General features: G+C 41.8%; 6 protein-coding genes. All 6 read right to left on the reverse strand.

Annotated features, from left to right (window positions below; genetic code table 11):
- Positions 1 to 491 precede the first annotated feature (491 nt).
- Positions 492 to 899: a hypothetical protein gene (locus NST47_RS32885; RefSeq protein ID WP_341158903.1), complete on the reverse strand. Its 408-nt coding sequence runs from the start codon at positions 897 to 899 to the stop codon at positions 492 to 494.
- A gap of 11 nt (positions 900 to 910) precedes the next feature.
- The gene (locus tag NST47_RS32890; protein WP_341158904.1) at positions 911 to 2,266 is read right to left on the reverse strand and encodes a deaminase domain-containing protein; all 1,356 of its coding nucleotides are present in this window, start codon (positions 2,264 to 2,266) and stop codon (positions 911 to 913) included.
- 531 nt (positions 2,267 to 2,797) lie between these two features.
- Entirely contained in the window at positions 2,798 to 4,147 is a 1,350-nt protein-coding gene (locus tag NST47_RS32895) for a copper amine oxidase N-terminal domain-containing protein (RefSeq protein WP_341158905.1), read from the reverse strand.
- A gap of 149 nt (positions 4,148 to 4,296) precedes the next feature.
- On the reverse strand, positions 4,297 to 10,899 hold the full coding sequence (locus NST47_RS32900) for a glycoside hydrolase family 78 protein (RefSeq protein ID WP_341158906.1): 6,603 nt from the start codon (positions 10,897 to 10,899) through the stop codon (positions 4,297 to 4,299).
- A gap of 321 nt (positions 10,900 to 11,220) precedes the next feature.
- Positions 11,221 to 12,309 (reverse strand): S-layer homology domain-containing protein, encoded by a 1,089-nt coding sequence (locus NST47_RS32905; RefSeq protein WP_341158907.1) that lies wholly within the window; start codon positions 12,307 to 12,309, stop codon positions 11,221 to 11,223.
- Between the two features lie 315 nt (positions 12,310 to 12,624).
- Entirely contained in the window at positions 12,625 to 13,173 is a 549-nt protein-coding gene (locus NST47_RS32910) for a TcaA NTF2-like domain-containing protein (RefSeq protein ID WP_341158908.1), read from the reverse strand.
- Positions 13,174 to 13,230: the final 57 nt, after the last annotated feature.

The raw sequence follows: 13,230 nt of genomic DNA on the forward strand, positions 1-13,230 counted from the left end.
AAATCTTTATTCAGGTATTACATGGGTTAGATGTGTTATTGATTGAATGTTGGGTTCATTCGGCACTGGGTAGTCCCTATTTCCCGTGATGAAAATATTCTGATAAGTCCTGATACTATAATGGTCAACGTATCCCTATAGAAAGTTGCGAACTCATTATATTCATCATGACTCTTACTTCATATCTATCGTTTTGACGTTTTACATTGTTGCGATTAATTTGATAAAACCGTGAGAAAACGAAGATAACAAAAACAGGTCAATCATAGTGGTAACTGACCATAATCAACCTGTTCAATGTAACTGCATTATGCTATTTAGGTTATACATTTTGAAGCATTTATGTGCGTACAACCAAAATGGAGAAATCTTTATACGGGTATTACATGGGTTAACTGTGTTATTGGTTGAATGATGGGTTCATTCGACACTGGGTAGCCTAGCCGCCCCCACATGATTATGTTTGTAGCAATCACCTATACAACTTAAATTTAATCAACTTTCAAGCCTAAGATGTAATCTACTCCTGCTTTAGTAGAATCGCTTGTTTCCCTGATTTTATATTCATCTTTATTATCAATTAACTTTTTACAGATTTGAATGTCTTGCAACAGTTCTTCAATGTCGTTTTTATCTATATGCTCTTCAAATTTAGTGTCTTTCAGATAACTATCCAGTTTAGAATATATAAAATCAGCAATTTCTTTATATTTCAAACTCTCTATTGCAATAGAAACAAAATATAATGTTTTAGTAAACAAACTAACGTTTACTCTTCTCCAATCTTCTTCTAAAATTTTCGCTGAAACCTGCGCCACATTTAAACCCTCTTCTTCAATATATTCCTCAAAGTCCAACATTACAGAATTTTTAATTCTTTCATAGCTTATCATGCTCATATTATCAGTCCTTATCTCATATTTTCAGAATAAACATTAAGCTTAATATTGGGGAACTTACGTCTAAATTCCATAATTAAATTTGTGCAACTTTGACAGGCGTCTAATTCTGTATATAAATCTATTTTACCAGAAACATTAGGGTCTTTTATCTGAGAAGAAATATCTTCAAGAATTTTAGCCTCCGTATCATTGAGACGAGGAAATCTATCTTCAACATAGGTTTCAAAGGACTTTGTTTCTTTTGAATGAGTAAAATCCCCTAAGTTATTACCCAAACTATCAGAGGAATGAATTTGACTATGCGCTTGAAATTCCTTTTTAATACCAGTAATCTCCACTTTTGCGACAGCAATGTTTCCAGTAGTTAATTTATCTAGTTTTCTATCAAGTTTATCCCTCTGTGTTCTTGAGAGATTTTTGTATTCGTCAGAATTTCTTATTTTTTCTATTTCTCTATTAATATCATTTCTGATATTTTGCTTTCTCTCATAAAGACTGTCAATTAATTTATTAGGTATATCACCTTTACCCGTCCCCTCAGCATCCTTCAGTTCCTTCACCAAGGGGCTATTACCGGTATTCTTCACCTCCTCTACGGCCTCAGTGACGTTCAGCGGCTTAAGCTTCGGTACCCGTTCGATCGTTCCTAACGCTTTGGCAAGGGCTCCCATCCCTTTGGTACCTGCTACCGCTATCGCTACCTTGGCTGTATATTCACCCATTTGTTCCGCCCTCTGCTCCAGACCCCCTTCCTTCCAGCGCTCCAGTTCCTTGGTTACTTCTTCTCCCAATGCATCCGTGATCGGCGTCAGATAGGCCGGATCACCCGTTGTCGCATAGTTGTACACCATTCCCCCTAAGACTTTCATCGCTTCCGCCGTTTCCGTGGCCGCTTCCTTGCTTTGATTTATCGGATCACTCCAGAACTTCAAGTATCCTTTGGCTATATCCTCAACCACTTTCAGCTCACCTTGTTGGAAATGCTGAACGAATTGACCCGCCTGTCCGACTAATTCAACCGTACTGTCGCCCACGCTTTGCATATACGCTATCCCTTCATCGAAGTATCTCACATATTCTGCATAAGGGGCAATCTGCTCGTAGGCTTGCTTATCCGTCTCCTTCATTTGTGCTGTACGCACATCAACCTCGCTTTGCCCACCTTGGCTGTAGGCTTTGGCTAACTCCTGCATCCAACCCAGCAATTCCTGATGGTAGGCCTCCCATTGACCTCTCAATCGAATCCCGGACGCATTCGCCTCCGCGAGCTCCTGAATGCTCTTTCCCCCACTCGCAAGCAGCGCGTTGCTTTTCGTTTGTTCCATCATTAGGTTTGCCGACGGCGGGACGCGAGTCCAACTCATGATACCTTCTACCACCTGACGTGTCGAACTCATATATTTGATGATCGGTTCTCCATACCCTGACGGTCCCGTAAACCAGCGACTCCATAGGTTCCACGTGCTGGAGCTTCTGGACGGTTCATCCGACTGCAGCTCACGAATCGCATTATACGTAGTCTGCAATACACTCAAGATAGCTCCCAATTGATCGTTCGAACGTTTATATGCAGCCTCTAGCTGGATGGTACCTGAACCTGATTGCGCATTCGCTATCCGGAGATACCCCTGGCTTTCCTTGTACATCTGCTCTATATTCCTTTGAGTTTCTTTGGCTTGATCCAGTAAAGGCTTGAGATGGTCCAGGTCCACTGTCAGCTTCGTCATTCTGGTTTCCCCTCCGTATTCAACTGAGCCTTGTTTATCTACGCCTTCCATCCTCACGCTGCTCTTGGCTTCCAAAAAACAAACAAATAAGGATATAGCCACAATGACAATACCAACAAATGATAAAAAAGAGCCAATAACTGACGGGACGAACTTTATTGGGCTAATTCACCTAACAATATTAGTAAAATCGATAGCTGGAAGACGACTAAATTCTGTGTTCCTCCATAAATGAAACTCTTTCTCGTTGATGGTCACTTTGTAATCCGATAAATTGTAAGGAGCTACAAAGTTAATCACGGCCATCTCTTCATTTCGCAAACTATCGTCAATCATGCCGATCTTCGCCCGACGGTCTTGCCCCTCCTGATACAAATAATAGAGCTTATCTCTATAATAAAACGGTTGTGTGAATGAGGTTCCCTTCAGCTTCTCAATCTTGTCTTTTCCCTTTTCGTCGAAATTGATCTGTCCGGTCTCATAGTCCAATTGTTTGGCTGTATTATTGGAAATAATATGTATTTTTTTAGAAGAGCGATTGATTATATACTGTGTATTCGAATTTGAATTTTCAAATAATATGTTATTGAGATCTTTAATATCCAAAAGACCATTAGTAGCTTCCTCCGTATAAAGAGATACACTATTTTTGGCACCTAGAATTACACCTACTTTACCATCATCATAACGAACGGCTGACATGATTTCTTTTTCTCTTTGATTAAATTTTCTGGCAACGTACACATCTTGCGTGACAGACCCGGTTCCATCGATAGAGGATTTCAAAACTCCATCCTGTGTGCGCCAGTATAGTGAGTTTTCATAAAAAAAGTATTGAAATGCTGAGGTTTCCTTCTTGACATATTTAAAATGATTATTTTGATAGACCCATTTTCCATTGTTCAAGTCTGCTATGGAGCAATAAAAGTCAACAAAAGGGCCACTCTTCAATTCTTCAGACCAGAACAAAAATAAATAGCCATCTCTTTCGTACATGTAAGGGTTTGTCCTTCCTAACTGGTTAGAAAAGTTAGTTGGATAGTAGCTTTCTCCACCGTAGTTAGAAACCGTAGGTTTCACACTGAACTTATCTACAATGTCTACACTATTGGTCGCCGGATCCCACGTGACGACCTTGCCCATGGACTCGGATACAAAACGCAATGGTACCATCGTATTGCCGTCAATGATCTTAGGCTCGACTTCAAGTAATTTCTGTTCATTATTTACTAAGACGGTTTTCTTTCCTATGCTCATATCAATTTTCACAGCATCATTGGTTCCAGTCACACGCTTATTTGAAGATTCCCAGCCTACAGTGAGTCCAAACTCTTCAAAAACTCCTCGAAATGGCACTAAAACACTACCTACTTCCAAGACAGGAGGTACTTCAAAAGCTAAGGCTTTACCCTGATAATTTACTCGAATAGCAGGCTGATTTGTTTCACTAGCAAAGGCATTTGGAAGAAATGAAAAAAAGAGAGAAATTAAAGTAAGTAAACCTAATATCCTTTTCATCCCATACAATCCTTTCTTAATTGACAGTTCCTGTAGTTCTTGATGGCCGGTTGAATGCCAGCATCCGGGAGAGCAGTTATTACCTGCTGCTCCCGAAAGTTGGTTTCATTCACCTGCTTCTGCATAAACCCTTTATATTCCTGAAGTTACTATCTGGATCGGTGCTGCCTCCAATACCCGTCATCATCGATGGTTACCTGCACATCAGCTATTTTGGTATAACCTGTTGGCGTGTGAACTGTGAATCGGAATGTAACATTCTGGTTATCCCATCTTAGCATCGTTTCATCCCACAGCTCTCCCGTCCATATCCCATCGAACGTTCCTCCGCTAGCCTTGTTCATTTCTGTATCGAATGAGGTTCCTAATATTTGTGATGTAGTTCGAATCACATTCCCCAAGGTCGCAGCCTTTAACAAGAAACGCTCACCTGGGAAAAATACTTCATAGCCGCGCGGACTTTCATCGGTCCTTGTCTTGGATTGGTTATATCTCTTTCGATTTGCGTTCCAATCGTCAGTATGGTTCACATATCCGAGAATCACCATTTCACTTACTCCAATGATTCGAGTTAAACTGCTGCTCACCCCGTATATGTCCGTCACTGTCAAGGTAACCTCATAATTGCCCGGCTGGACAAAAGTGAGAAAGGGATCCTCTGTGTAACTTGATGTCTGACCTGACGGATTTCGAATCGACCAGTTGGATGTTATCGTGTGGATATCAGGATCCGTCGACTGATTAATCAACTGAATATGATCTCCTTCCCAAGCCGGTCCCTCAAATACAGCAACTGGTGGATTCACCTTCCAGGTAAATGCCGCTATTGGGGGACGGTTGATATACAACCACTTGTAGGGTGACCAGCCTGAGTCGGCCCCATATTGATCCCAGACTTTAACCCTTACCATGAGGTTTTTACCTGCTGGTAAATCTATAAATGGTGTATGCGTGTTGGTCCCGCTCGTCGTATTTTGAAGCATCATTCCGCTATCATAGACTACTCCCCCCGACGATTCTGCAACCTGAATCTGATAATAACTAAAACTGTAGCCTGTATCAGGGTCGCTTTGATTCCAGCCTATTACAGGTCTGAAATTATTCAAAACTATGGTTGGGTCAGACTCCGTTCCAGAAGGGAAAGTTACTGAAGCACTCGGAGCCCTGTTAATAATAAACCACGTGTACGGAGACCATGCAGACCAGGCATACCCATCCGTAACTCTCACACGTATTTGAAGCAAACGATTTGAAGGTAAATCGGATCCTATCGTAAACGAATTATGGTTGGCCGTTGTGCCCTGCCAATGCTGTATAGTGGGCAGCACAGGCGTACCATCCTCATACAAAATATCAAACTCCGCATACGTATAATTCGTGCCTGGATCCGGATCAGATTGATCCCACTCAAATTTAGGCCTCACCGTATCAAAAAACGTAGGTGCCCATTGGGAACCGTCAGGTACCGCCATCACGGCTGAAGGTGGCCTATTCGTAATCATCCATCCGATATTCGACCAATCCGATTTGCTTTCACCATCCGATGTACGTACTTGAACCGAGTATTGACCTCCTATTTGTAGAGGGGTATCCATCGTCCAAGACCAGCTGTTACTGGATGTGTTCATAATTCTGTTATTCATACATTCTATACAACTTCCCCAAATATCTTTTATTTCGATATCAAAAGTAGTGAATGTTGTAGGTACATCGATATCAAATTGATTCCACGTAATCGTCGGTAATAAGGTTACAGGACTCGGTGCCGCATACGTGCCGTTCGGAAACGTTAATTCAACCGTAGGCGGATTGTTGGGCGGAGGCAGCACATCTGGAGGTACATCGATGGTTTGCTCGTTCCAATCGCTCCATGCTCGATATTCATCGCCCACTGCTTTGGCAATCGTATAGGTTCCTGATTCCTGCGGACGGATCAGCTGCCCATTAACCAACACACCGGAAGGCGTGATGTAATAGTACTTTTCATTATAAATCCCATGATTATATGCATACTCTGCCTGACAATTTCCAGTATTATAGCATCGATCAGGGTCATAGGATGAGTCGTTCCAGTCTACCCTGCCATATTCGTTCAATGCGACGGCGTATATTGATAAAGGGCGACGATGCACAATCAGGCTTTGTGGATACCAATCCGAATACTTCGCATAGTCCGCAAACAATCCATCTCCATACAGCTGCCGGTGATCAGGGTGAGGATCATCCTTTACGCGATAATCGATTTTGTAAACCCCAACCTTATCGAAGGTTAAGACTGGATTCGTAACCGTGCTGTTATTCAATGCTGAGTCTCCAGATTTGCCATCATTCGCGTCCAATAGCTTTGTAGCAGAGATAATAGAATAAGGTAAATAAAGATCTATAGCTCTTTGCGTACTGATCTGTTCATAATGCCATTGAGTAGCCGGATCTAACCGTGGATCGTTTTCAGGATCTTTGTAAGTGACTTCATAGGTTACAGCGGTATCCACAATAGAAGTGCCTGCGGTATCATAACTTAGATCAGCATCTGACCACTGAAAATTAAGTCCTTTGAACTCCGCATTATCAGTAGTGGAGTAAGGTCCCATAGTTCCTGATGAGAAAGTACCGTCCGTTACATCTATAGCTAGACCATTGCCTTCATAGACTTTTATGCGAGTCCCAGTAAGCCTGATTTTATACGACACCCAGCTACTATTAATGGACGATCTGTTTACGGATGAAAGAATTGTTTTCCTTCCGTTAACAATACGAACCAATCGAAGAGAATCCCTGTAAGACTCCAGCCTGTACATATTTTTATGATCCTGAATTCTGAATCCAACACCTGCAGACATATTAAGATAATTCAGCTTTGATGTTCTCATATTCCAGGAAACCGTACCATTTACCACTTGCTGAGAATAAGGGTTAATTAGCTGCCCATACGTGTAGTACTCATTAGTTATTGGAGTTTGCGCAGTCTCTGGAGTATAAGAGTATATGCTGCCAGTACTGGAATCAACAATAGTGTCCTCATTGTATATGATTCCAGGTAATGTACCAGTTCCTGTCATGTGGCCTGCATTAACATCTCCTAAACCAATAGTTGGTGAAGTCATAGTACCCCAACCACTTTGACCAACCGTAAAAGAGTTAGCGTCCCAAGTGTTTTTTGGCCCTAAGGTAGCAAATGTATCAAATGCGCTTGGGGGAATCCAAGTAGTAATAACTCCAGAAGCTAAGATGACATACTTTTGATCTGAAGGCTCATCTACCCAATACCCACTGCCGTCATCTCCATCAACATAATAGTGATACCCAGGAAAATATAATGATATATAGTTTCCGTCCGGTGTAACAGTTTTTGAGTATTTATCTTCTGATGGAAACCCTGATGAGTCCCAAAGTAATGATGGCATTCCTGTTTCTCTATCAAATTTGTACATCTTCTTATCCAGACCAAAGAGGAAATAATCCCCATTATTGTTGGGCACTGCGGATAAATAACTGTCATTTCCGTCTGAGCTACAGAAATCAGGGAATTTTGTGGAGTTACAATACATCAGCCTTGAATACCTGGCCACAGAAGGCATATTTGTGTAACTTTCTACTTTATAAGGAGTGGCCTCCTTATTTCTGTAAGAAGACACTGTTCTTGCAGTTAAATTAATTTTTTTGAAATCTTTGTCAAAAGGCAGGTAATCTCCGGATTTCACATAACTGCCGTCAGACCAATTAGACTTAGTTCCCGTTCTTTGGATATCCGCAGAGGACAATCGTTCATGGAACTGTTCCAAAAAGGTTCCTCCACGCAAATACGTAATATTTCCATTCCTAAGATCACTTAGCCTATATACCTGATACCTCTCGGTATTAGTAGAATAGTAGTCCCCTCCGCTTCCCCCGCTATAACTATTAGACGTGGGAATTATACTATATACCATAAATTCATCAGTAAATTCGTTCTTCGCCCAAGACATATTACTGTAGTAGGAGAAGCCACCACCAAAAGGCACCTGGAAATCAGGAAATAAAGGGAACTGTTTACCAACCATATCGGTACCCATTAAGTAGAAATAGTGGCTATACCCAACATTACCTGCATCTTTTCCCCCATCCCCTATAAATTTATTGTTACCTATATACGAGTAACGCAAACTATCAACAGTATTCCAGGCCACACAAGGGCCAGCGGGAAATCCACGATCACCACAACTCGGCATGTTCCCTTGTTGAATTTTGCTTAATAATACTGCGTCATTTAAACTTGGAAAAGATGCGGTAGTATCTGTTATTTTTCTTCTGGGAGAAACCAAACTTCCTTCAGAATTAGCTCCCCAACCATTGGCTACACTTGCACTGTCCAAGCTGGTGTTAGCCCAAGTCTTAAGAACTGATGGAGAATAGCCGGCTACATTTATAGGTGCAGGCTCAGTAGCGATCCCTGTAGCTGTAAACTCGGCATCTGGGTTGTCGTTTATTACATTCATAGTAAACACCTTGCTAGCTGATTTTCCATAATCCTCTATGGCATATACGTTAAAGCAATAGTTACCAACTCTAGGAGGGGTAAAGGTAAAATAACTTGAACTGTTTGATATGAAGTTCTCATAAGGGTTACAGGATCCGTTATTTCCAGCATCATACCCCCAGGTGACACTATATCCAACAATCGTATCTCCATCGGGGCTATAGGATCGATTCCTGAAATTAGCCTCAGATCGGGTCATGGATGAACGATAGTCAAAATCGATTACCGGCGGCAGATCGGGATTGACGATGATCGTATGCTTAGCCGTTTCATCGGATTTCAAATCGGTATTATCAAATACCTTTAGGGTGACGACCACGTTTCCGGGTGTGTAGTAGACCGATTGTTTATTCACCCATTCATCCTTGGCGTGATTAATCGTTCTTCCCGGTACCGGTGAATAGCTGCTATCCGCATCCAATGGTGGATCCAGAACTCGACCTTCACGAACTACGGTCGATCCATAGATGACAGGTATAGGTTCCGGACCGATGACATCCAGATACTCACAAGCCGTTGTCGAACCACCGCGATTGTCCGTAGCCGTGGCACATATCTTATGCGAGCCTTTGGTCGTCGCGCTAAATCCCCCATAGCTGCTGCTTGTATAAGGTGAAGCTAGTCCGCGTGCAGCAGGTAAAGCTCCTACCCAGGCTGAGCTGCCTGTGTATCCGGAGAATTTCCAGGTCGTCGTTACTGGATCTCCATCAGGGTCGTGTACGGAAATGACCTTAACGCCGACTGTATCCCCAACAATAGCTTCACTGATCTGAGCCGACATACTGCTATTAAACCAACCAATCTGCAATTCAGGGGGTTGGTTGGGCGGAGGGTCTCCTATTATAAAAGGCTTGGGTCCTAACTGCAAAAAGCCATCGCAGGAATCCCTCACAACACCCTGTACAGAAACGGGACCGGCAGTAATGTTTCCGGGATACTTGGTGCCCTGCCAAGCAAATATCTCGAAAGTGCCAGGCTTGCCGCGAACATCTATCGGATCGTAATAGGCTGTTTCGTACACGGTGCCTGCGGAATCGGTTAATATAAATTTGAGTTTGGATGCCTGGCAGGTCGCGGTATCATTATTATCGATCACAATCTCAAACATATTATTCGATTTCCATGGAATAAAGGCTTGATCGACTGTCAGCTTTCCTTCGAGGTCACTTTTGACCTTACACGAAGCTTGAGCCTGAAAGGTTTTACTTACTGTATTGTTGGAGGTTAATCCCCCTTCATCAATGGCATTGTTGGAGTTCACGTTGAACGTAAAGTCCTTGGGTCCCGTGTCTGCGAAGGTATAGTTGTAGCTGCCTCCGAGCAGGATTCCGGTATTCGCTCCCTCTACGGTCTTGGTTTCTTTCACCACTCCATCCAGCTTGAGCTGGATTTCAAATGAAGCTGAGGTGCTGACCCCATTGTTTTTAAAGGAATATTTAATGGCTTGCGTCGTTCCTGCTTCGATACAATCCACATCGACCTTAAGGTCAACGACAGCAAGATCGGGTTTAAGAGGGGTTTCATAGGTGATGTCGGCATAACCTTTGTACAGATAGGTATAGGCTGTCCATTTGGTCTTCACAGACATGAAATAGTTTCGATCTTGCCCGTAGTTAGTGCCTTCGGAGTCGACAAGGATCTGGTAATGTCGGTCGACTTGTAATGATCCGCTGAGTAGTCGCATCACCCTAACAGTATTAACCCCAGTACTATCCGAGTCCCAATAAAATCCCAGGGCATCTGGTGATTTTTCGCCATCAGCTTCGGTTCCGTAAATTTTAGTGCTGTCTGACACTACCCTATCTGATCCGTAGTACTCCCCTGTTTCATTGACAACATCCAAATCTGACTTCCAGTAATATGACGGCTTAGGTGAACTGGTTGAGTAAGTTACAGCCCATCCCTCTTTACTGTAATCCATTACCTTCTCACCTACCGGATTGTTGTACTTATACCGCAGGTCAGTACCGCCCTTATCATCACGATAAGCAAAAGATTTGCCGTCATCTACGCGTTCCCCTCCAGTTGGAATTAACCCTGGATACTGTGACACTCCCTCTACAAAATCGGTTGAGTCTGGATAAAATCTAACAGCAGTAGCTGTTGTTAGAGCCTTGTGTTCCCAACCTTTCCCTGTTGGCAGCCTATACATTCTATGACCAGGATCGGTTTCTGCTCTACCATAAACGTCAGTTTTAGCTCCGTCAAAAGCAGCAGCTACCAACTTTCCTGACACTATTGAAGCTGGTTTGGATAACCCATTTATGTTTAATGTCGCAGAAACAGGATTCCCTGACCCATACCCAGTAACATCAAAATTTATGCTCTTAGTTGAGCTAGTGGAAGCAGATGAAGGTAATTCTATGGCACTGTAACTTGGACTGGAAGTTTCAAAATTAATATAAATACGTGTTGGAGGATCAGCAGCCTTTACCACGTCAGAACCTTCCGGAACGAATGGTAATATTAATTGAGAAGCTAAGATAACCAGTCCAGTTAATCCGTAAAGCTTACGTTTTCTCATGTCTCACCCCTAGTTGAGAATAGTTTATGATTATCATTCGGCAATCATAATGATGTCATTACCTATTCTCATTTCCAATGGTCGGGACTTACCTTTATCTGCGAACTGTGCTTGTTTAATTGATTTTTTGACACCATAACCTACCCAACCTTTGTAAGTTGCCTGTTTACCTGCATCAAATCCAGCAACTTTTCCGGTTGGGTTAATAGAGGCGTTAAAATCAACATTCAGATGTTGCACTGCCGTGTTTGGCTTAAACAAGTCCCTATAGGCATATACACCTGAATCAGTTCCGTCAACGGACATTTCAATTTCGAAAGCAAGAACATCATATGTAGTTAGATCTATATCGTCATACTTACGAACGACATCAAACAAGTAACCATACGGTTGGTCATGAGCTTTAGCATAATCCAAGTAAACAACCTTGTTTAGCTTTATAGCCACCCCATTCCCCCACTTGCCAGTAACCGGCAAAGCAATCGGTTTGATGTTCCAGTGACGTTCGATATTGGTGCCGATGGATTTGATATCTAGCATATCCAAAGAAGCTTCGTCAGCAACTAAAGCTTTGCCAGCCCGCTTTGCCAATATACGTTCAATAACAGTAATAGCTTGTGCCCTGGTAGTAACCCCCATCTCATCAAGTTCTCCACCACCAACGCCATTTAAAAGACCCGTTTTCACAGCAAACTCCAATGTACCGTCAGACTCTTTATCAACAGCCTTAGATGCAACCATGGCCATTTCAGCTCGGATCATAGGATAACCCATATCGTCCTCATAGAAATGCTGCGACAGAATGCCTTCCTCCTTCATTGCCCTAACATAAGCCAAGTACCACAACGAACCTTGCTCAGGATCGACTTTTTGCCCCAACGCTGCAGAAACCAACTTAATAAACTCAGCTCTTGTTACTTCCTTATCTGGCTTGAAAGTGCCATCCTCATATCCATCAACATAACCTTTCGCAACTCCGTCTTTTACAGGAACATTAGCCCAGTGGTCTTTCATATCCATGAACTTGATTTCATTTTTTTCTGAAGCACCATAAGAAATTCCAGAGCTTAACAATACCAATGCCGATGCAATAATCAATGACTGTAATTTAATTTTATTCATTTTTAGTAACCTCCCACTATAATGTGTAGCCCTTACATTCCTTCGTCCTGCTTCGGTAATTTCTTGTTCAACAGCCCACGATATGGGCTCGCTGTCTTTTAATTGTCCCCGCTATCGTATGTCTGATAATGCTTTGATTTTATAGGTCGAGTTGTTTAAAGTACTTTCTTCATATTGAGCATTTGTTGGCAAGCATAATTTTTTTACCTCTATACTTTGTATTCATTCTTCCGTAGCAGCATATATTCGGCGACTTGCCGCTTGCCCAATCACTTCTCATTCACCAAAATAAGAATGCTTCTCTTCCTGCAGATCCTATTTAATCCATTTTTCTATATTACTTAGCCCTGCTTTCTCACCGCTTTTCAATATCGTGTATATCCAACTAAATTCTTTCGTCTCAAAATCTTGCTTTTCTGGATATTTAATTGCGATGCTCTCTTTTACATATGCCTTGTAAACATCCTCTGTATCTGTTCTCTCAATATCTTTAATAGTGAAGTTAATTAATTTTTCTTGTACTTTTCTATGATATAAATCTTCTACTAGTTTCTTTTGGGAATGATATAAGGGGCTGTTAAGGATTAAAAGATTTTCAATTGCTGAAAATTCATTGTTATTTATGGCATGAATGAGTAATCTCTCATAATTTGCAATAAGTTCCCCAATAAAGAAATCATCTGCTTTTGCCCCACCCAGTTTGTCAACATCTTCAGGAATTTTTGATAGATCGACTTCCTTTGATGATTTACTTGCCATTGTGGAATTTGGTTTATCATTATTAGTTAATTGATCGTTTACCCTTTGATGGGTACATGATATTAATATAAGCGTTAAAGCTACAAATACAAATAGCCTCTTCATTGAATCCCCCATTTTATAAAAAGAACATATTAAGGATGCGCGGAACTATTTAGCATC

It is taken from the genome of Paenibacillus sp. FSL H8-0034 (assembly GCF_038000305.1).
Classification (GTDB): domain Bacteria; phylum Bacillota; class Bacilli; order Paenibacillales; family NBRC-103111; genus Paenibacillus_S.

Bases quoted from the DNA above. Each gene is read 5' to 3' on its own strand.
- NST47_RS32885 (WP_341158903.1), bottom strand. From the start codon at position 899: ATGAGCATGATAAGCTATGAAAGAATTAAAAATTCTGTAATGTTGGAC.
- NST47_RS32890 (WP_341158904.1), bottom strand. From the start codon at position 2,266: ATGAGTTGGACTCGCGTCCCGCCGTCGGCAAACCTAATGATGGAACAA.
- NST47_RS32895 (WP_341158905.1), bottom strand. From the start codon at position 4,147: ATGAAAAGGATATTAGGTTTACTTACTTTAATTTCTCTCTTTTTTTCA.
- NST47_RS32905 (WP_341158907.1), bottom strand. From the start codon at position 12,309: ATGAATAAAATTAAATTACAGTCATTGATTATTGCATCGGCATTGGTA.
- NST47_RS32910 (WP_341158908.1), bottom strand. From the start codon at position 13,173: ATGAAGAGGCTATTTGTATTTGTAGCTTTAACGCTTATATTAATATCA.